The following is a 20,212-nucleotide window of genomic DNA, read 5'->3' as shown; positions in this document are numbered from 1 at the left end:
GTCGTGGCTCTCGGCGATCCTCGTGCGGCTCGCGCGCAAGCTCATACGGTGGCGGCGCATGATGGCGCGACTCGCTTCAGTCGAAATGCGCTCGACGTCGACTTGGACGAGATCGCCTCGGCGTGCACGTCGCAGGCGCGGCTCTCCGAGCTTCGCCGGCTCTATGCCATCGTCGGAGATCTGCCGGCCGACGTGCGCATCCCGCTGGTGCTTCATCGCGTCGAAGAAATGGGACTCGCCGAAATTGCGAACATGACCAACATGTCCCTGTCGACCGTAAAACGCAGGATTCGCGAGGGCGATGATCGGCTGCGCGCGCACCTGGGCGATGGGGAGGAGGGCGCACAGTGAACACGCCTCCGAAACGTCCGCATTTCGAGCCTTTGTCGCCCAGCGTGAACGAAGCGCGCTTGGCCCGGCAGTGGAGCGCGATTTCAGCCCGCCTTCGGCAACCTTCGCCACGAAGCCGGCGCTGGGTGTTCGCCGCGGCCTTTGCCGCGATGTTCGTCGCCGTCGCGATGGCCGCGACCCTGCGCTCGCGCCCTCGCGAGGAGCGCGTGGCGGAGACGGCCCCCGTCCACGCCGACGAAGCGCGCGAGGAGATCACGCTTCCCGATGGCTCGCGCGTCACGCTCGATCCAAGAGCCGGATGGCGCTCGCGAGCATCACGCCCGAACGGGTTCACGTGGTCCTCGAGTCCGGCGGGATCGCCCTGGACATTCCGCGCGTCGAAGCGCGCGCCTTCGTGGTGAGCGCGGCGAATCATCAGATCACCGTGCTCGGCACCGCCTTCCGCGTTCGCATCGAGCCAAGGCCCGATCGCGAGGTGCTCCACGTGGACGTGACACGCGGGACCGTCCAAGTGGCGCGCGACGATGGATCGTCGCGGCGGGTGCTCGGCAGCGGCGAGACATGGTCCACCACGGTCGAACCCGGGCTCGCGCCCACGGCCTCCGCGCCGGTGATCGAACTGCCGCCTTCCGCGGCGCCGCCACCACGCCCCGCAGCGACGGTGGACGGGCCAAAAGAGCTCCTCGCCCGCGCCACCGACGCGCGCGCCCAAGGCCGTTCGAAGGACGCGGCGGCGGCGTTCGACCAGCTTCGTAAGCGGTACCGAAACGACCCGCGCGCCGGGCTTGCGGCGCTGGAGCTCGGGCGCATCCGCCTCGACGCCCTGGGCGATGCGGCGGGGGCGCTCGAAGCGTTGGACGACGCACTGGCGATCGCTCCGGGCGCGCCCCTTCGCGAAGATGCGGAGGCTCGCCGCGTGGATGCACTGGACGCGCTGAGCGACCCACGTTGCGCCGCCGCGCGCACGTCGTACCTCGGGCGGTACCCGCAGGGGGTTCACGCGAAGACGGTGCGCCTGCGGTGCACCCAACGATGATGGACCTGCCCGCGCAAGACCTCGAACCGTGCCAGGGAGGTGGGGCCGAGGTTCGCATGGCCTCGTCCGTGGAAGGCTCGCTGGCAGCGCTGGTGTCTTCACAGCTTCGAACGGCGCTCCGGGCGCGAGGGATCCGCGTCTGTACCGTGCCGCCGTCTTCGTCCGTGGCCACGGCGGCGGTGGTGGAGCTCTCGGAGGACGGCCACGAGCGGTTTACGATCGTCGTCAAGGACGCGCTCCTCGCGAAGCGCGTCGAACGGAGCATCGAGCTTTCGAGCATTCCGCCGGACGGCCGCCCTCTGGCCCTTGCGCTCGCGACCGACGAATTGCTTCGCGCGAGTTGGGCGGAGTTGTTGCTCGTCGATGCGCAGCCGCGCCAGAGCGTTCCGCCCGAGATCCATCGCTCGGTGGCACCGAGTGAAGAACCGAAGCGGTTCGAGTTGGGAGCGGGCTTCGCCGTGGACCACTACACGCGCGGGCACACGCAGCTCGGGGCCGACGTAGCCGGCGCTTTCTGGGTTCTCCCGCGCCTCGCCATCGAGGCGCGCGCGGGCTTCCGCGTGGCCCCCTCCGTGGATGCGCCTCGGGGAGAGATCCAGGCCAACGCCACGGTCTTGTCCCTTGGCGCTCTCGCCAACGTTGCGAGGCAGGGCTCATGGATAGGTGCCGACATCGGCGGGCGTCTCGCCATCGTGCACGTCCAGTTCACGGCCCTCGGGGACGGCTCCGCGCAGGGGCGCGACGTGAGCAAGACCGCGTTCTATCTCAACGCCGGACCGCGGGGATGGCTCGCGATCCACCGCTTCGTCCGCGTGGTGGCGGAGTTCAACATCGGGGCGCCATTGCACTCACTCGAAGGACTCGATGGCGAACGGAGAGTGACAGGCGTTGGCGGTTTGCAGCTCTCCGGTGGTCTCGGACTCGCCGGCGCATTCTGAGTGAGCCGATCGGGATCGCTGGGGGTACTGCACGGGTATGCGGCGCAGGCGGGTCGTTGCAGTGGGCGCTGGTAGCGGCTTGCTCGCGGCGCTTCTTTCATGGGCATGCACCCTTGGCGAAGGTGGCTTTGGCGCGCCCGAGCCCGTGTTCGACGTGGTCGACGCCGCGTCGAACACGGGCGAGGACGCCCGCTCCTCGGAGCAAGACGCCACACTGGACGCCGGAAAGGACTCTGCCGTGGCGGATGCAGCCAAGGCCCCGGATGCCAACACCAACGACGATCGATGCCGTCAAACCTGCAGCCGCGGCACGTGCGAGGCCGGCACCTGCGTCATCGAGTGCTCGACGCTCAAGCCGTGCGATCAGAACGCCTGCCCCGCGGACGTCCCTTGCAAGCTGAATTGCCGCGGCGCTTCGGCGTGCGACACCATCGCGTGCGTGAATTGCGACATCCGGTGCGAGGGTGCGCAAGCCTGCAAGAACGCGTTCTCGTGCGCAAGGCCGGGATGCACGATTCGGTGCTGCGGAGAGCAAGCCTGCACCGGCAATGTCTCGTGCAGGGGCGCGGGCTGCAGCGTCGTCTGCGATCCGAGTCGTTCGTCCGAAGACCCCGGATGCAGCAACGCCCCCTCGTGCGACAACGGCCTGAATAGCTGCGACGCGGGGAAGAAGTGTTAGTGCTCGCCGAATGCGTGAGCCGATCGCTCGCCCTCGGGTACTTCTTCGACGGAGGAAACACATGAAGGTGATCCACAAAGGGATCGCGGTCGTTGTCGTGGGAACCGCCGGTATTCTGTTGGGCGCAGGACTACCCGCGTGCAGCTCGAGCTCGTTCGCGCTGTTCGATGACGCGGGCGCCGGCGACGGTGCGCCTCCTCCATGGGGAAACGTGGATGCGGGCGAAGAGCCCCAGGCATGCCGCGATGGAGTCTGCACCTGCCCGCCCTACAAGACGTACTGCGATGGGAAGTGCATCCCCACGACGGCCGACCCGGCCAACTGCGGGGCATGCGGCAACACGTGCACCGGCGCGCTCGCGTGCTCGGGCGGCGTCTGCAGCGGCACTTGCCTGCCCGGTCTCGACAAGTGCGGCAACGCCTGCGTGGCCCGCGGGAGCGATAGCCAGAACTGCGGCGGATGCGGCAACGTGTGCGGCCCCACGCAGGGCTGCGTGGCCGGCAAATGCGAAAACAAGATCCCCGTGGGGCCGGCCCCCGCCAAGTGCGCCGGCGGCGGCCCGCCGATCCAGCATCCGCCCGCGCAAGGTGGTTGCCTAGGCAACCTTGCACAAACGGTGTTCCGCTGGGCGCTCTGCTCGTGCAAGGACGTGCAGTTCAGCAAAGACTACGTCACCGATGGATGCGACAGCCGACAGGGACCTTACCAGCCCGGCGGACTCGGGGCGGGCATCGGCGCGAATGGAAATTACGGAGCATCGGGCACGGGCGACGTGTGGGGCACGCTCTGGATTGCCGGCAGCGGCGGAATTGCGCCATCGCAACGGCACGACATCCGGTCCGAGGTTCGCTCCGGCGGAGAGCTGAAGAACGGAGGAGGAGGCTTGCTGGTCGGCGGAGACGCGTACGTGGCAGGCAACGTGGTGGACAAGCCTGATATTCGAGGAAAGCTCTATCTGCGCAATGGCTCCAGCGCCGACGGGATCGCCGAAAGCAAGATCGTCCGGCAGAACGTCGAGGTGAAACCGCCGTGCGACTATTGCGCGGAGGGACAGCAGGTCCCCATCGAGGCGATCGTCGAGGCCCACCGTGCACCGAAGAACGACAATGCGCTCATCGGTCTCGATGCCGGCGCCTACGAGAGCCCGACGGGGCCGCTGCGCCTCGACCTCCCGTGCGGCGAATATTACCTGACACGCATCGCCTCGAGCCATCATGTCACGATCGTCGCGCACGGAAGAACGGCGCTGTACATCGACGGCGAGGTGAGCCCGAACGGTCTCACGATCGACGTGGCCCCGGGCGCCGAGCTCGATGTGTTCGTGCGCGACAAGATCCAAACCTCGGGCGCGCTCAAGATCGGCTCGCCGAACCATCCGGCAGCCACGCGCGTTTACGTGTGGGGCGACTCCGGCATGACCATTTCGGGCGAAGTGGACATCGCGGGGAACCTGTACGTGCCGCGCGGAAGCGTGACCTACTCGAAGACCGCCGCGCAATACGGCGCCATTTACGCGGGCAACTTCAGCGCGAGCGAGCCCGTCCAGTTCCATTACGACCGCGCCATCCTCCGAGCTGGTGATACGTGCAGGCCGCCCACCAGCGGCGATGACGCGGGCACTCCGCCCCCGCCCACGTGCGGCACCTGCCGGGACTGCACCAATCAAGCCTGCAACGGCGGGACGTGCGGCAAGTGCGGATCGAGCAACGATTGCTGTGCCCCGTTGGTCTGCCGCGAGGGAACCTGTGTGAGCGACGTGCACTGAGGCCCAGTCCGTTCCGTGAACCGCGGAGAACCCGAGATGAAGCACCTCCCGTTCACTTGCAATGCGTTGATACGAAAACCCACCCCGTGGGGGCGAGCCATGAAGTGGCTCATCCGGGAACCTGCACCGCGTCTGGCCAGCCTCACGATCGACCGCGAGGCTGTGCGCGCAGACGACGTTCTGCTCGTCCCGGGTCACAAGATCGATGCGGCCTACCTGTGTCCCCGAGCTGGATGCGCGCCCCCGGTAGTGCACATCCGCTGGAACCATGGCAATGCGCTCCTCGAGCTCGATCCCGCGAACGAGGGATTGGCGGAAAAGCTCCTCGCGGCACTTGGGTACGCCCCCGAGCAACGGAAAATCGGCTTCGTCGGGATGCACAAGAACTGGCGTTCCTCGTTTCCGTTTCTCCTGGTTCTTGGCGTGCTCGCCGTTGCATTGCCGCGAGCTGCCAACGCATGGATGTCCATTCGTCTGGAGATCGGCAGCGATGGGGTCCCTTCACCCGACAGATTGCCGATACCGCGTGGTCCACGACGGACGTCAACTCGTAGCAAGCGACAATCGGTACGACGTTCCGCCACCTATATAGCTAGCGCACACGCTCGCTGCCGTCTCCAATTGGTATCGGTATGTATCAATGGCATCCATCCACGCCATTTCACCCAACCCCGTCCGCCTGCAGGCCGTCCGCTCGGAGCCTCAGCGCCAACATGTAGCCCACGCCGCGCACCGAAACAATGAGCGCGGACGATCGGGCAATATGACATCGCCACGTTGCCCGATCGTCCACACACCATTCACGACCCGGGTTCAAGTTCCGCGGATCATGGTTACGGTCGATACCACTGCGGCAACGGATCGAACGGCGGGGAACTGCGCCAGACCTTCTCCGCTACGCGCTACTCCCCCCCGGTCACGACGGCGCTGGCAACGGATGGCATCGACATTATGGGTCGTACGGGCATCGAATCGAAATCATAGGCCTCATCGGCGCCGCTTCATTGGCGTTCGAAGCGGCCTCGTAATCGTTATCTGCTAGATGACGCGATCTACAAGAGCATTGAATAGACCGTTTGAATGAGCACACCAACATGGACTGAAACGACAGTCGTCTTCTGTATAACCAACGCGCTACACGGTGCCATTCCCATTTGGTATCTGAGTGTATCCGTCAACGCTTGAAGCCCTACCCGAGGGTCGTGGACGACCTCGCGGCCAACGTCTCCAAACTCGTCGGCGAACACGATGTCACCGTCCGGCTGGAGCTGATCGAGGCCTAGCTCGGCTTTACCGCAGAGGAAGGCGGGCATCGACCTGGAGGTACCACCACCACCGAAATCAGCCGCGTCCTCTTCGAGGGATATATCAATTAGTATCACTTTGGCCAGATGAGCCAAATGCATGCGGGAAGGATCTCGCCGCCCTTGGGGTATCACGAGCTCAGATGACTCCGTACCGGACGAACCATGAGTACGATATCGAGGTCGTAGCCGATCCCGAGTTGCTCGCGCAGCAGCGTCGGCAGAGGCGGCGCCGGTGGCACACAAGCGTCGGAGCCGTCGCCAGCCTTGCGGCTCTGGTGGGCGGACTCGTTCTGCACGAGCGGTACGCCCGTCGCGTGGAGAGACAAAAGGCGTGGGACCGGCTGGCCACGTGCTTGGTGGGGGCGGTGGAAACGCTCACCCCCGAGCAGGCGAGCCTTCGTGTTCGCAACGCGCAACTCACCGTTTTGGGCGCGCCATCGGAGAGAGAGGGGGGACGCGAAAGTCCCGTATGGCCAGCGCGCTGTGGGCCGCTCGCTCGGCGACTCGCGGTGGCGGCTCGACGCGAAGGAAGTGCTCCGACATTGGCGCATTCGAGTGACCGCATCGCCCAAGCGTTGTCGGGGCCAAACATCGCCGCCGCCAACCTCGAGTCGCACGTCCGTGCCCTCGTTGCCGCGGCCGCAACGATCCCTTTGGCGGTGAACCGGGCACCCGACACGGCGGAAGCGCCCGCACCTGCATCGCCCTTGGACCTCACCACGCTTCCCACTGCGGCCCGCATACCGGGTGAATCGGTGCCTGCATCGGGCATACGCCCGTCGCGATTTTCCAGCGAAACACCGCGCGTCATCGTAGGAGGCATTGTGCCCGGGCGCGCCGCGTGTGCCCTCGGGCAAGATGGGACTATGTTGATGTGTTCGCCGCTGGACGCTCCCAAGCACCCCAAGATCACCTCTATCCGCAGGGTGCTTGGCACCGGTGGGCAGATGAAGCTCGTGAACGGGGAGATCGAGATGCCACCGATCGAGGGAGAGGCATACACCGACGAATCGGGGGAGTGCATCGTCCCCTTCGTGCCCACCCCGTATCCGTCGGCGCTCGAAGATGGCAGCGTCGCGTACATCGGAGAGGAGTCCACCCCGAACGCGCCGCTCTCCGAACGATTCGTTCGCATTTCACCGGATGGCACGTATTCGGAGAGCGAATTCGACATCAGCAGTCGCGGTATCGGGGAGGAGCGCGCGCGCGGAAGTTTCGACGACATCGCACGCGTCGAGGACGCCACGCAGGACGCGCCGTCGCTCAGCCGCTGCCGCGCGAATGGGACCGATGTCCTCGCCATCCGAAACGGGAAGGATCTCTATCTTTCCTTCTTGGACGGGCATCGCTGGTCGCAGCCCATCGAATCCAAAGGAAACATCGACCGGCTTCAATGTGCAGGCCGGGAGGCGATTCTCACCGGCGTCTACGTGCCCGCAGCAATTGACTCGCCCTTCTTCAATGGGACGCTCGAAGAGCGACATTGCACGCTCACCGCGTGCACGACGCACGAGTTGACTCTGGCAACCATGCTTTATCATTCGATCGATGTTCTCCCCGTTCAGGAGGATTCCGTGGCCACGGCGTATTTCGATGGAAAGCTCGTGGTCGTGTGGGCCGCTGGCGTCCGTGGAGGCCTTCGTATGAGAATGGCCCCCTTCGATCGCATCGACTCGGTGCCGGATACCGTCCTTTACGACGACCATATCCGCGCCGGAAGTTTTCACGATGTCTCCTCCCTCCGCGGCTTTCGCCTCGTCGCCTTTGCTTCGGGACTGGCCCTGTTCTTAGAAACCGTGGAGGGCACGTTCGCGCTGCGCATCGGACCGACCGGAAACCTCACGCCGCTCGTCACGAGAATCGTCACGCCGTGACTTTGTGCGCGACTCTAGAAAAACGCCTTCATGAGCGACGAGCGATAAATTACTTCGTTTTTGACATGCGAGGCGGACCGAGAGCATTTTCGAATAAAAAGGAACGTCCATTGGCTCGCCGCACATGTGGCGAGCCACCATTCCGACCGGGGAAGCCACCTACGCGAGTGACGACTACCGCGACGTCCTCGCCGCAAACAAGAGGATCGCAAGCATGAGCCGCAAGGGAGTTGCTGGGACAACTCGGTGGCCGAGAGTTTCTTCGCACCCCTCAAGGGCGAACTCCGCAGCGCTCTCATCACATCGTCGGCGTGCCGCCTACAGCATTTTCCACCCTTGCCCTCCAAGTGAAGTGAAGCAATTGCGGTCACACATGCAAGTGGCAACTCGACCGTCCAACGAGGTATGAGGGCGCTCGGTTTGGTTATCGCCTCCAGCGTGTTCGGGTGCGGCCACCGCCCGGCGGCATCCGTCCCGCTCGATCCCACCGCAACGCCACCAGTGCCCGCTGCCGCATGCATGGTGCGTCAGAGCGAGTCGGGAAAAGCGGGGCCGTCGGACGTGCCCGTGCGCCCGGTCACACCCGAGTACCGGTACGATTCGCGCGGACGGCTGCTCTACGCCGTGGACCAGACCCAAATCATCGACGTTCGGCGGAGCTGGTTCTCCTACGACGCGCGTGATCGGCTCGTCCATGTCCATCGCAGGATCGATCGCCTTCTGTTCCAGAGCCCCATCGACCCACAATGCGTCGACGCGCCCTGTTCGAGGATGATAAACGACCAAGACGGTATCGACACGGACTACCGCTACGACGAACAGAATCGGCCTGTCCAATTGGTGGAGCGTTACACCGCATACGACCACCAGGGCGGTAGTTCGCGCGACGCTCCACCGATCCAAGGACGGCAACGAAACGAAGCTTCGGGTCGGACACGGCTTCCACTTGTGACCTGCGACAAGAGCGAGCCCGTCTCTTGCTTTCATCCTCCTGTTTTCGTTGGCGGAAGCTTCCGCCCGTACTATGTCCGAACGCGCACTGTCACGCTCCGTTATGGCCAACCAACGGCCGCACTTCCGACGAGCGCGCACGTCTCTTCGTTGACGAGGTGGAACAGCAAAGGGAACCGACCGTGGGAATACAAACCAGTCGAGGAACATGCGAGCGAGTACGCCTACGACATCGAGCCGCGCGTCGTCACACGATATCTGGTGCGAGATGGATCGCGAATCCCCGAGCGGCGCGTCGAGCGTGACGACGGTGGGCGCGCGTTGCACGAGGCGAGGTTCTCCTTCGATGGCGTCCTCTCGTTCGATGTCTGGCATAGCCACGACGACACCGGCCGACGCGTCGAGACGATTCGAACAGAGCACACGCGTAATTCGCCGAAGCCGATGGCGCGAACTGTGGAGACCTATGCCTACGACCAGCTTGGAAGGTTGACCGAGGTGCGATCCAAATCCGACGCGCACGGTTCGACACGGGCAGTTAGGTACGAATACGATGCGGGATGCAGCAGCCTGCATCCTGCGTTCAAGGAATCACCCCGAATGCCGGACTCGATCGACCCGGTCGAGCAGCAGCTCGAGGTTTTCCAGGGGCGTCCCTAGGTTTCGCGGCCGAGCTCCGTAAAAATATGCGCCGTCCGTGCGACGCGCGCGCATGCATGGCCCGGCAACGTGCGCGAGCTTCGCAATCGCTTGGCGCGCGCAACCTTGGTGGCCAAAGGCCCCCGCCTCGAGCCGCCGGATTTGGACCTCCCTCGCGCGCCCGCCCGCATCGTTTCAGGCTCGTCCTCGGAGCAAGGGGACATCCCCGGGACCACCCTCGAAGAGGTGCTGCCCCGCAGCGAGGGCAACGTGTCACGGGCCGCGTCCGAGCTCGGCCTGCCGCCAGGCCCTCTACCGACGCATGGATCGCCTTGGTCTTTCCGTCCAGCGGCGACTCAAGGGCCCATGATCACTCCGAAGGCTGCATGGCTGCTGCCGACGATGGTCACCCCCGTGTTTGCGTCCGCCGCGTGCGCGTATGCCATCCGGAGCGGCGCCGGGGCGCTCGCTTCGGCGCTGCTCGTCGGCGTCAGCTGCCTCGCCGTGGTCACCGCGGCATGGTTGGCCATGAGGTATTCGTGGCGGAAGTCGCACGTCCCACGGTATCCTTCGTCGGCCCACCGCCGTGAAGCTTCTTCCGGCGAGTGCATCGACGGCGCCGCGAATTGCGCGCTTCGAAGACGAGATCCAGCACACCGCGCGCCTCTCACATCCCAACACGGTGACCATCTTCGATTGCGGACGCACGCCCGAGGGGATCTTCTACTACGCCATGGAGCTCCTCGACGGCGGGACGGTGCAGGATACCATCGACGCTACCGGTCCAATGCCGCCCGAACGGGTCGCTAAGATTCTCATGCACATTGCAGGAGCGCTCGATGAGGCGCAATCCATCGGTGTCGTTCATCGCGACGTCAAACCGTCGAACGTCGTCTTGTACAATCAGGGGGGCTCCTCGATTTCGTCAAGGTGCTCGACTTCGGTCTGGCCGAATCGTTCGAGCGCGAAGGAAAACCGAGTCAGACCCATCGCGGCATCGTCGGAACCCCGCTCTACCTCGCGCCCGAGGAGGTGCTGAGTCCGGCGGTGGTTGGCTCGCCAGCCGACGTGTACGCGCTGGGAGGGCTTGGAAATTTCATGCTCACCGGCGAGCCGGTGCTCCCCGGAAAATCGATCCTGGAGATCTGCTCGTGCCATCTGCACGCGTCCCCACGAACGCCGTCGGAGCGATCCCCGTTCCCGGTACCCTCGAGAATCTGCTGCTTCGTTGCCTGGCCAAAGGAAGAAAAGCGTCCGACAGCGGCCGTGTTCATCCGAGAGCTCGCCTCGGTCGCTAGGCAGGCATGGTCCGCCGGAGACGCCGCGGCGTGGTGGCGCGAGCATCGGGCTCGCGTGCATGCGCAACGAAAGCAACCGGATGATTGCCCCGCGCCTGGCTTGAGTGTCCGGCACGGACAATTGTCCACAGCCGCCATTGTCCGCGGACACCTCGAAGGGAGCACCAAATCCGCGGAAGTCGTAGCGGCACACGCCATGCACCTTCGGGCGCCATGATCCGACGACGCGAATTTTTATCGCTCTCCGCCCTGATGGGTGGTCACTTGGTGCTGGGGCGTACGCTTGGTGGCTGCAACGACAGTAGCAACGGCGCTGGGGCTCCGCTTTTCCTCGGTGGACTCACCACCAACCTGGCCGAGGAACAACGATACGCCGCGACCCTCACCGGCACCGTGCCGCGCGACCTTCGCGGCACGCTTTATCGCAATGGGCCCGGGATCTTCCAGCGCGGTGGTGCCCGCATCGCGACGCTCCTCGACGGCGACGGCATGGTAATCGCCTGGCGCTTCACCGATGCGGGCATCGAGTTTCAAAACCGCTTCGTCCAGACGCCACGCTTTACCGAGGAAACGGCCGCCGGTACATTTCTCTACGACACGTGGACCACCAAGCGCCCAGGTGGCGGTCCGCCCAACGCTGCCGAGCAGGCAGGCGTGACGGTGTACAACTGGCAAGGCAAGGTCTACGCGTTCGGTGAGTCGAGTCCTCCGTGGGAGCTCGCGCCAAACGATCTCGCGACCCTTGGACAGCGCACCTTCGGCTATTCACTGGCCGAGTCGAGTGTCTGCGCGCACACCAAGCAACTCGCTGAGAGCCGTGAATGGGCGATGTTCGGTCAGAGCTTTGCGACCTCGAAATTGCAGATGTTGGTACTCGATTCGTCCGGCTCCGTCGTCGAGAGATGGAGCCTGCCGACGACCGACTTCGGTCCACCGACCTACATCCACGATTTCTTCTGCACCCCCACCCATCTAGTGGTACACCTGATGCCGATCGTGGCCGATGGCTCCGTGCTCGGTCAGGGCGGAGTGTTCCGCGATACGTTGAAGTGGACGGCCGGAAAGGCGGGAAGGCTCGTCGTGTTTCGCCGCAGGGATAGCGCTCCGCCCAAGTTCATCGAGCTCGAGGGCGCCTGGATGTGGCACTCGGCGAATGCCTACGAGCGCCCCCGAAACGAGCTGGTGCTCGATTGGATTGGCTATGACGATCCGTGGCATTTCCTGGGAGACGATGCCTATTTCAAAATCATCATGAACGGCGAGACGCGAAGGACCGGGGCGCCGGGGGCATTCCGCCGCACCGTCATCGACCTGGTCGCCGGAACGCAAAGAACGGAACGCCACGCTACACTGCCATGGCAAGAATTCCCAATGGTAGCTCCTTCCCGCGTGGGGCGCTCCTACCGGTACGCGTACCACCTGTTCACCCCCGAATCGGGTATTCTGTGGCGCGCCGTGGCCAAACTCGACGTGGAGACCGGCCGCACCGACGTCTTCGACTTCGGCCCTGGGCGCTGGGCCCTCGAGCCGACGTTCGCGCCTCGTCCCAATGGAACCGCCGAAGACGATGGCTGGCTCTTGGTAGAAACAGTCAACGAGCGTGGTCCCGCCGCGCTCGAAATCTTCGACGCGCGCCGCGTGGCCGATGGCCCCGTGGCTACGGCCACGATCCGCACGCACATCCCGATGCACTTTCACGGCCATTGGGCGCCGCGCACCGCTGGGTCGCCCTCCATCGGAGGCTGGCCTCGGGGCTGACGCTCAGTCGGGGCCCGTCGGCGAGCTGCGCGCGGAGGCGCGTGCCAAACCCGCGGGCCTGGAGCATGTATCGGGAGCCAGACGCGTACAACGCGCTGGTGGGCGAGCTCGAGCGCCTTCGTCGCCGGATCTTTCTCGCGAAAGCCGAACGCGTCGATGCGCACCAACTGGAGCTAAGGTCCGGCGGCTACACGGGCGAGGTCCACATTCACGACAACGGTGGTACGGGCACTTGCAACTAGCGCTCTTGTCTCAATTGATGTGCGCGGGGCTCGCACGAGCCCTGTGCGCCCCCTGAGGCGCTCGTAGCGACGACGTGAATACCCCTCGCGGTTGCGACGGATACGCATGCTCGGCATGGCAAATCAATGGCCGTCACATATTTGGCACGCATTTAGACACGCTAATATCGACATTCCAATCAGGTACGTCTTAAACAGAAAATGAGTAGAAACAAATGGGTTGGTTTTTGAAGGGGCGAGAATTGGGGTTCATGGTTCTGGCCGCCAGGGCGACCGTCGGGATCACCGGATGCGGCGATGGCTCTCATGAGAGTCCAGTCGACGCAGGCCCATATGACACGGGTACGGATCGGATGAGAATCCTGCTCAACAGGCTGTCGGTAGCCCAGAATTCCAGCCCGGCGAAGGCATGTTCGATTCACCGCAGAACATTGTTATCGTCACCTCGATGGCGGACGCAGCTATTCATTACAGATTGGACGGTACACGGCCCGATGCCACTTCGCCATTTACAGCGCGCCGCGGCAGGACACGCACGATCTCAGCCTGGTAGGTCGCGGCGTCGAGTCCGTGAAGATGGCACGAGGCAATGAGCGAGAAGAGGTTGAGAAGCTCGATGTAGTACGCCGGCGTGACCCCGTAGGCGTCTGCGAAGAATACGCGTTTCGAGGTCTCGTCGAAGGCGCTTGGCGCATTCTGTATCGCGATGGCCATCGCCCGTTCTGCGGCCAGCCTGAAGCCGCGGCTCGTCGTTTCGCTTCTGGCGCCTGCGGCATGCAGATTCGAAGCGATGGAAACGAGACTTTTGGTGCCAGCGAGAACGACGCTGGCACGCGTACCGAGCACCGCGAGGCCGCCGATGCGCTGCTCGAACTGCACGACGCTCGCGCCCCTGGTGAGGGGCTGCGTGTCGGTCACCACGGCCCACTTCAACGTTTGCTCGTCCAAACCGAGCAACTTGAGGTGCCGCTGCAAACTCGGGCCGCCGTTTCCGAATCGACGTTCCGCGCTCGTCGTGCCAAATCGATTCATGAGATATCGCATGGCTCCCAAAATGTTATTTCCAGTCGATCGAAGGAGGGCACTGATAGCCATTGCTGCCTTTGCCAGAGGCCTCCGCCGACAAGACAATATCGAATCGGCCTGACTGGACAGTTGTCTTACTCAGCGCCTTCACGGATAGTCCCATGCGATTGTCTTTGGATACGCGTTCGACGATTGTCCCTGCTCACGCCGTCTGGCCAAGTTCTGCCACGACTTCTGCAGCGTACGATCCCCGAGCCACCCGGCCCACCCGGATTCATCCGTCGTTGCAGTGGACGCTGTGGCGGCGGCTATGACGATGGCCGAAACGCCCACGCCGAGCGCGCCGAGGAGCTTCGTGTCAGCTCCGGTCTCGGACTCATCCATGTCCGCGAATCGGAACGTTGCGCCGATGCCGGTATGTTCCGGAACCGGTTTGTATTCCAGACGGTTGGTTCCCTACGGTGTTCCGCCTCGTCAACGAAGCGATGCGCAATTGTCGGAAGTGCGGCGGTCGGTTGGCCATGACGGAGCGCAACAGTGAGCGTTCGGACATAGTGCCGGCGGAAGCTTCCACCGACGAAAACAGGAAGAGGATGGCAAAAACCGAGATCGCTCTCGTCACATGCCACAAGTGGAAACAGCGGCCGATCCGGTGCTTCGTGTCGTTGCCCTCCTTTGGAGCGGACGAGCGTCGCGCGAACCGCCCCGGTGGTCGTATACGATGTAGCGCTCCACCAATTGGACTGGCCGCTGATGCCCGACTCCGAGGGGCCGCCTCCCATCTCGGATACAGTTGGCGTCCGGTTCATCACCGTGCGCGCTCGTGACACACGAAGGTCGCTGCTTCTAAGATTTCGCGATCCTCCTTGAGAGTCGAAACGCCCAGCTCCGACGGCCAGCACGATGTCGGCCTGGAGCACGCCCACGTGCACCAAGTCGCCCAGCCATCACCATCGATGTCGCGCAGCTCGCACGGAGACGACGAATCGTAGTTCGGGACGTCGTTCGCGGTTTGCGCCAGCTCGAACACGCCTCGACCTCGGCAATCATGCGCCTCCACCACGTGGGCTTCGAATCGGTGTGCAAGGACAGTCACAGCCGCATGCAGTTCGCTATTGGGCGGCGGGCATGCTCCGCGGTGCAGGGCGTGCGGCAGTGGTCCTGGTGGACTGGCTTCTGGAGCCTCACCACCGTGGCGGCGAGGCTGAGGTGGGAGTGGTGCTCTATGGCTGCTTCGTCAGGATGGCGGTCGCCGAGAAAGGATCGGGGTCGCTGTTGTCGCTGGTAGCGAGTTTCATTTGGCCATTTTGGTAGGGCCTGAGCTCGAATGTCTGTGCATACGGTACGCAGTTGACGTCGATGCCGGTGCTGAGAACGAGACCGTTCTCATTCACCGTACCGACCTGGAGGTACTTGGTCCCAGATTGATAGCACGCGGTCACCAAGACTCCATTGGGTCGAAGATACATTGCACCCCGTTCCAGGGACGCAATCGCATTCTCACCCGTGCCATATTTGTAGGAGAACGTTGCAACGAGACTTCGAGAGTCGTCCGACGTGCGGTAGGGGACTTTGACGACCACCTTGTTCGGTTGGGGAGAGTGAGGCTGGCCGTTTGCGTCGCGAAGATCGGCGGTGGTGGCCGTCCACGTCCCCTCGTAGTCCTTTAAGGTGCACGCACGACAACTCTGCACCGTCCTTTCTCGGCCGCACGCATCACGTCCTTTTGCAGGGCCGCAGGTTGCCTTCATGGTCGTACAGAAGGCGTCATCGGTCTCGGACTTGCAGTTGCCGCCGTCGGACGGATTGCCGCCGTCAGACGGATTGCCGCCGTCGGGCACATTGCCGTCGTCGGGCAGATTACCACCGTTGGGCGCGTTGCCCGATCCGCCGCTTGGATCGCTGCTGCACGCGGCCAGCGGGAGGGCAACGATGCCGAGCGCCGCACCGCGAACCAGATGATTCCGTACAAAATGATGCTTCGACGAAATTCTGCGAAAGGCAACTGTTCTGTTCATCGATTCTCCCCTAGGGCTCGAAGCGAAGATGAGACGTAACGATGCTCTCGGAGCATCGTTACCTCTTCGTCGGCGCTCGTTCGCAAGGACCATATCCGCGCAAGAGAATGCGCCATGACGCACTCTCGTTGCATTCCCGACCATTTAGACCGCGGTCGACTCGTATACAAGGGACGTGGGATGCCAAGTTTGTGTGGACATCTGACGCCACTCACGTACGAACGCGCCACTCCGGAGGCTTTGAGTCGATGGCCGAGCGCCCCTGCTCGATACGAATTGGGTCGGACGTGGCCTAAGTTGATTTTACGCGAAGGTAGGCTGCAGCGGCGGCTTTGACGCTCCGCCTGAATTTCGGCGTTGGCTTAGTGCTCGTGTACCAGGCCCCAACCAATTCCGAGCTACATCGTCTCGGTGAAGAGAATCACCGAAGGGGCGCCGTGCGTGGGCGGGTCCGGCCGCCGTGCGGACTCCTGCCATTAGGTTATAACCGACTGAATCAGTTACGCTACGGGCCGCTCGCTGCCTTGAGCATTCTCCACCCTTGCCCACGTGAAGCGATCCGACGCAACTGTGGTCATGCATACAAATGGCCGCTCGTCCGTCTAACGAGGTATGAGGGCGCTTTTGGTCATCGCCTCCAGCGTGTTCGGGGGCGACCACGGCCCGGCGGCATCCATCCCAGTCGATCCCAGCGCAACGCCACCAGTGCCTGTTACTGGCGTGCACGGTGCGTCAGACCGAGCCGATAAACGAGGGGCCGGTGCCGGTGCGCCCGGTCACCCCCGAGTACCGGTATAATTCGCGCGGTCGGCTGCTCTACGCCGTGGACCAGGGCCAAGTCATCGACGTTCGGAGGAGCTGGTTCTCCTATGACACTCGAGACCGGCTCGTCCATGTCCATGGAGAGCTCGCTCACCATCGACGCGGGCGGCACACGGGCATTATCTTAACTACGCCAACCAATGCATGCTCGAACACGGCCAACCGCTATTTCGCAGACAAGACGCTACCCCCGACAGGAACCCGCTGCCCCGCCAGCCTCGACTGAGGACGAGCATTCTGGCAATATGTCCTTTTTCAGGACACTATCTCCGCTTCCGATGCTGTGCGGGGGTCCGTCCCATCCACCGCCGAAATGCGCGAATGAATGACCTCACGTCGGCATAACCGAGACGCTTCGCCACCTCACCGGTTCGCACGCACGCATCATCCAGATAAGCCAAGGAAAGCTCCCGCCGGGCCCAGTCGACCAATTCGTGAAAGTCGGTTCCAGTTTCATCGAGGCGCCTCTGGAGCGTGCGTACGCTCATACGATGAAATTCTGCAGCATGCTCGATGGACGGCGCTTCCCCACGCCTAAGTGTGTCGACGATGTAGTTCCGAACGGATGCGGAGCAATTGCGCTCACCTGGATCCATCCGGAAGAGAGTGGGCGCCGACGATTGCAGGTGACGTTCTGCCAATCGGTCCAAGAACTCCAGAAGCTCCACATCCGCGGTCACGATGGGCATGTCGATCGTTTCCGCCGGAAAGACGAGCATGTTGACGCCACGATCGAACTCCAGCCGATCGATACCAAAGAATTCCTTCAGTTCGAGGGTATTGGACGACCGTGCGTGCGCGAACTTCGCAAGTTTTGGAATGATGGGTTCCGAGGTGAGGTCGCGCACCGTTTTTAGCATCGCTGCCATCATGAGCTCGTGACCGTGACGCCCCGTGCCTAGAGGGTCGCCCCCAAATCTGTGAGAAACCAAAAGCTCCCCGTTTCGCACTTCCGCTTCGACCGATGAGAGATTGTTAATAAGTCGCTGGTACTTCGCGAGTCGCTGAATGGCTGCGCCCACCGTTGGGGCGCTCCGAACCGCAAAGTCCAATATGCCGAAGCTACCGCGCTTTTGGGCGATCGCCAGATGAAGACCGAGAAACGGATCGTCGATCACGCGCTCGGCCGCATCTGCGCAATCGCGTGTCGTGCGCGGCGATGCCGTGTACATCTGGCTCGCTGGCAAGCCCGCCGGGATGTCGAATTGCCGCTCCAATTCCTCCGTCCTTCCTCCCATGGCACGCACGTGAGCGAGCACTTTGGGGATGAAGAACGACGCCATTGGGATGCCGCGGGAACGACCAGGCTTTCTCACGGTGGGACCAAGTTGTCGGGTTGGTGCATTATTCATAATAAACTCGCAACCGTCAACCTGCTACAACCAGACTTTACCGACCACTGCATCTCGAGCTAAGTCGCAATACGCCGAAGTCGGGGTACTATTGTGCTGTCGACGAAGAGATACCGCAAAGAGGGAGTAAAAATTGCGACCTTGGCGCGAGAAATGTTCTATCCGAACGGCTGCGAATGTGAATCGGTTGCACAATGCGTTCATCCCCGAAACATACGGACCGAGCCGAGAGGTGCGGATTTCGTGCGTATGGCTCCGGTTGCAGCGCCGGGCGGCATGGCATCAAGTGTCTCTCATTCATTGGCGTCCTGTGTTCTTGTTGGGAGTCGAAATCAAATTCACACACCTGTAGCCACCGCGTAGTGAGATGCCAAAGCCGACGGTCTAGCGCAAAAAGCACCGCTTCGACTTCTAGCGCTGCACGTGGGCGGCGCACTCAAGCGGCTCGACCAACAAGTGCTCGACTACTTTCGCGAGCTTCTCGAGCTCCGCCCTGTAGGCGGCATCGCACGCATGGTGCCCCACATACTCCGGCGGCCGTCGCGGGTGCCGGACACGGCCGAGCACCTGCTGCACGTTGTAGTACGCGTCGAGCCGCAGGTGCGCACGGATACCCATAGCGTACGTATTCGAGTTGGAGGGCGTTGTCGGCCACCGCAATCGCGCGCACAAGCGGTGAGTCGTTGCCCGCGCCACCGCAGGCGCGGCCGGCGCCGACGTTGGCCAGGATGGCGTCGACATTCTTCTTCAAGGCCTTCAGCTCGTCGGGGGTTGTACTCGCTCATCTCGCTCTTGTCCGTTCGCTGCCCACGGGGTGTCCGCCGCGGAGGGTGTGGGCGTTCGCCACCGCCACCCGCCCAGCCAAGAGCCAACGCCGTTTCGGCCGACGCCTACGCAATTTCTCGAGTGTTCGCATCGCCGCTGGGGTAGTTCGAGTTTGAGCGGGCGGCGCTGTCGACGTTTATTGCGCATTGGCGAGGATGCGCTCGTCGCTCGAAGTGTAGCTTGAGGCACCGGTCGAGATTGTGTGCACCTTCCCAGTTGCGACGACGGGAGCGTTCTTGCCGGTTCCATTGCTTACGGCACGCTCATCGCTTCGCAATCGATTGCACCCCATCAGTGGCGGCGGTGTTGCGGGGGCCATTCGAGGCGTCACCGAACGGGATAAACAACACGGCTTTCCCCTGGACGCTTCGAGATCGGAGCGCCTGGAGCGCACCATCAAGCTCGTCCCAAGAACCAACGTGTCCGATCTGAGGTACGATTTCGCCCCGATCGACGGAAGCCGCCAAGCGTTGCAGCCTTTCGCCGGTGTGCTCGTCCGATGCGTAGTTCATGAACGTAACGAGCCGCGCCCCTTCGTGGCCCGTGAAATCGAAGACACTCATCGACGTGCGCTCGGCGCTGCTGTTCCCCGAGAGTACGATGGTGCCACCTGGCGCGATCTTTCCGACGGCCTCTTCCAAGCTGACTCCGCCGACCGATTCGAGGATCATATCGAAGAGGCCTCGTGCTTTGGCAATGGCCGACACGACGTCCGTCGCGCCCAGTCGGTGCAGCCACGCATTGGCATCGCGCCGTGCTGTGACGGCAACCACGTGGGCACCTGCGCGAGCGGCCATCTGCACTTGGAAGCTGCCCACGCCACCTGCTGCGCCGGTGACGAGCACGCGAGAGCGCTTCGTGCATTCGGCAAGGCGCAAGGTGCCCATCGCGCAGAGCCCCGCCGCGGGCAAGGTCGCGGCCTGCATCAGGCTCACGCCAGCTGGAATTAGCGCGAGCGCGGAAGTGGGGACGGCTACGCGTTCCGCCCACGATCCCTGATCTACGAGCCCGAGGACGCGCGCACCACGCGGTGGCCCCGATCCGTCGGCTGCAGGTTCGAGAACGATGCCCGCCACGTCGAGGCCCGGGATCCATGCTTCGGGCAACCACGAAAGAAGCTCCATCTCGCCGCGGTTGATGCTGAACGCCACCACGGAGATCAAGGCCTCGTGGGCCATGGGCGATGGGGAAGGAACGTCGCGCACCTGCAGGCGCCACGGCATTCCGGAGGTCACGATCCAGGCTTTCACGTGCCTCTACCGCTGGACGGCGCGCGAGGACCGTCCTCACCGAGTACCAAGTAATCCGCGAGCGCGGATGCATCACGATGC

General features: G+C 63.4%; 16 protein-coding genes and 2 pseudogenes. 12 read left to right on the top strand and 6 right to left on the bottom strand.

Translation table 11 applies throughout. The features are described from left to right. Nucleotides 1-48 precede the first annotated feature (48 nt). The 9 genes and pseudogenes from LVJ94_07045 (at nt 49) to LVJ94_07005 (ending at nt 9,561) form a co-directional block, all read left to right on the top strand. Nucleotides 49-351 carry a hypothetical protein gene (locus LVJ94_07045; GenBank protein WXB06987.1) on the top strand — a complete coding sequence of 101 codons (303 nt, stop codon included), beginning with the start codon at nt 49-51 and terminating at the stop codon, nt 349-351. Then, nucleotides 348-752 (top strand): hypothetical protein, encoded by a 405-nt coding sequence (locus LVJ94_07040; GenBank protein WXB06986.1) that lies wholly within the window; start codon nt 348-350, stop codon nt 750-752. Before LVJ94_07045 ends, LVJ94_07040 begins: the two co-directional genes overlap by 4 nt. Continuing rightward, nucleotides 686-1,387, top strand: coding sequence for a tetratricopeptide repeat protein (locus LVJ94_07035; GenBank protein ID WXB06985.1), 702 nt, complete (start codon nt 686-688; stop codon nt 1,385-1,387). The genes LVJ94_07040 and LVJ94_07035 overlap by 67 nt, the downstream gene beginning before the upstream one ends. Continuing rightward, nucleotides 1,384-2,325: a hypothetical protein gene (locus LVJ94_07030; protein ID WXB06984.1), complete on the top strand. Its 942-nt coding sequence runs from the start codon at nt 1,384-1,386 to the stop codon at nt 2,323-2,325. Before LVJ94_07035 ends, LVJ94_07030 begins: the two co-directional genes overlap by 4 nt. Before the next feature lie 61 nt (nt 2,326-2,386). Continuing rightward, complete coding sequence (locus LVJ94_07025; GenBank protein ID WXB06983.1) at nt 2,387-3,004, top strand: hypothetical protein; 618 nt, start codon at nt 2,387-2,389, stop codon at nt 3,002-3,004. 61 nt (nt 3,005-3,065) lie between these two features. Then, a complete protein-coding gene (locus tag LVJ94_07020) occupies nt 3,066-4,769 on the top strand; it encodes a hypothetical protein (GenBank protein ID WXB06982.1) in 1,704 nt (567 codons plus the stop codon). A 1,447-nt stretch (nt 4,770-6,216) separates the two neighbouring features. Beyond that, complete coding sequence (locus tag LVJ94_07015; protein WXB06981.1) at nt 6,217-7,950, top strand: hypothetical protein; 1,734 nt, start codon at nt 6,217-6,219, stop codon at nt 7,948-7,950. A gap of 138 nt (nt 7,951-8,088) precedes the next feature. After that, nucleotides 8,089-8,235: pseudogene (locus tag LVJ94_07010) on the top strand (IS3 family transposase). 120 nt (nt 8,236-8,355) lie between these two features. Next, nucleotides 8,356-9,561 (top strand): hypothetical protein, encoded by a 1,206-nt coding sequence (locus LVJ94_07005; GenBank protein ID WXB06980.1) that lies wholly within the window; start codon nt 8,356-8,358, stop codon nt 9,559-9,561. 335 nt (nt 9,562-9,896) lie between these two features. On the opposite strand, the gene LVJ94_07000 is transcribed toward LVJ94_07005, so the two are convergent. After that, nucleotides 9,897-10,151 carry a hypothetical protein gene (locus LVJ94_07000; protein ID WXB10846.1) on the bottom strand — a complete coding sequence of 85 codons (255 nt, stop codon included), beginning with the start codon at nt 10,149-10,151 and terminating at the stop codon, nt 9,897-9,899. Here LVJ94_07000 and LVJ94_06995 point away from each other — a divergent pair. The 3 genes and pseudogenes from LVJ94_06995 to LVJ94_06985 all read left to right on the top strand — a co-directional run bounded on the left by LVJ94_06995 (nt 10,127) and on the right by LVJ94_06985 (nt 12,838). Further along, nucleotides 10,127-11,055, top strand: a pseudogene (locus LVJ94_06995) (serine/threonine protein kinase). The gene LVJ94_07000 and the pseudogene LVJ94_06995 sit on opposite strands and share 25 nt — an antisense overlap. Further along, the gene (locus LVJ94_06990) at nt 11,052-12,596 is read left to right on the top strand and encodes a carotenoid oxygenase family protein (GenBank protein WXB06979.1); all 1,545 of its coding nucleotides are present in this window, start codon (nt 11,052-11,054) and stop codon (nt 12,594-12,596) included. Before LVJ94_06995 ends, LVJ94_06990 begins: the two are co-directional and overlap by 4 nt. Before the next feature lie 65 nt (nt 12,597-12,661). Further along, complete coding sequence (locus LVJ94_06985; GenBank protein ID WXB06978.1) at nt 12,662-12,838, top strand: hypothetical protein; 177 nt, start codon at nt 12,662-12,664, stop codon at nt 12,836-12,838. Nucleotides 12,839-13,306: 468 nt separating this feature from the next. Here LVJ94_06985 and LVJ94_06980 read toward each other — a convergent pair whose 3' ends face one another. From LVJ94_06980 to LVJ94_06960, 5 genes are all read right to left on the bottom strand, one after another. Beyond that, the gene (locus LVJ94_06980) at nt 13,307-13,870 is read right to left on the bottom strand and encodes a hypothetical protein (GenBank protein WXB06977.1); all 564 of its coding nucleotides are present in this window, start codon (nt 13,868-13,870) and stop codon (nt 13,307-13,309) included. 1,217 nt (nt 13,871-15,087) lie between these two features. Then, nucleotides 15,088-15,882 carry a hypothetical protein gene (locus LVJ94_06975; protein WXB06976.1) on the bottom strand — a complete coding sequence of 265 codons (795 nt, stop codon included), beginning with the start codon at nt 15,880-15,882 and terminating at the stop codon, nt 15,088-15,090. A 1,085-nt stretch (nt 15,883-16,967) separates the two neighbouring features. Continuing rightward, nucleotides 16,968-18,020 carry an AraC family transcriptional regulator gene (locus LVJ94_06970; protein ID WXB06975.1) on the bottom strand — a complete coding sequence of 351 codons (1,053 nt, stop codon included), beginning with the start codon at nt 18,018-18,020 and terminating at the stop codon, nt 16,968-16,970. Nucleotides 18,021-18,467: 447 nt separating this feature from the next. Then, entirely contained in the window at nt 18,468-18,674 is a 207-nt protein-coding gene (locus LVJ94_06965; protein WXB06974.1) for a hypothetical protein, read from the bottom strand. Between the two features lie 470 nt (nt 18,675-19,144). After that, the gene (locus tag LVJ94_06960; GenBank protein WXB06973.1) at nt 19,145-20,131 is read right to left on the bottom strand and encodes a zinc-binding dehydrogenase; all 987 of its coding nucleotides are present in this window, start codon (nt 20,129-20,131) and stop codon (nt 19,145-19,147) included. Between the last annotated feature and the right edge of the window lie 81 nt (nt 20,132-20,212).

The sequence above is a fragment of the Sorangiineae bacterium MSr11367 genome, assembly GCA_037157805.1.
GTDB lineage: Bacteria > Myxococcota_A > Polyangia > Polyangiales > Polyangiaceae > Pendulispora > Pendulispora rubella.
This window is presented reverse-complemented; position numbering and strand designations above follow the sequence as displayed.

What these genes read in the sequence shown, in the direction of transcription:
- LVJ94_06975 (WXB06976.1), bottom strand. Translation starts at nt 15,882, where the DNA reads ATGAACAGAACAGTTGCCTTTCGCAGAATTTCGTCGAAGCATCATTTT.
- LVJ94_07030 (WXB06984.1), top strand. Translation starts at nt 1,384, where the DNA reads ATGATGGACCTGCCCGCGCAAGACCTCGAACCGTGCCAGGGAGGTGGG.
- LVJ94_06985 (WXB06978.1), top strand. Translation starts at nt 12,662, where the DNA reads ATGTATCGGGAGCCAGACGCGTACAACGCGCTGGTGGGCGAGCTCGAG.
- LVJ94_06980 (WXB06977.1), bottom strand. Translation starts at nt 13,870, where the DNA reads ATGAATCGATTTGGCACGACGAGCGCGGAACGTCGATTCGGAAACGGC.
- LVJ94_07015 (WXB06981.1), top strand. Translation starts at nt 6,217, where the DNA reads ATGACTCCGTACCGGACGAACCATGAGTACGATATCGAGGTCGTAGCC.
- LVJ94_06965 (WXB06974.1), bottom strand. Translation starts at nt 18,674, where the DNA reads ATGGGTATCCGTGCGCACCTGCGGCTCGACGCGTACTACAACGTGCAG.
- LVJ94_07005 (WXB06980.1), top strand. Translation starts at nt 8,356, where the DNA reads ATGAGGGCGCTCGGTTTGGTTATCGCCTCCAGCGTGTTCGGGTGCGGC.
- LVJ94_07020 (WXB06982.1), top strand. Translation starts at nt 3,066, where the DNA reads ATGAAGGTGATCCACAAAGGGATCGCGGTCGTTGTCGTGGGAACCGCC.
- LVJ94_06990 (WXB06979.1), top strand. Translation starts at nt 11,052, where the DNA reads ATGATCCGACGACGCGAATTTTTATCGCTCTCCGCCCTGATGGGTGGT.
- LVJ94_07000 (WXB10846.1), bottom strand. Translation starts at nt 10,151, where the DNA reads ATGCACTCGCCGGAAGAAGCTTCACGGCGGTGGGCCGACGAAGGATAC.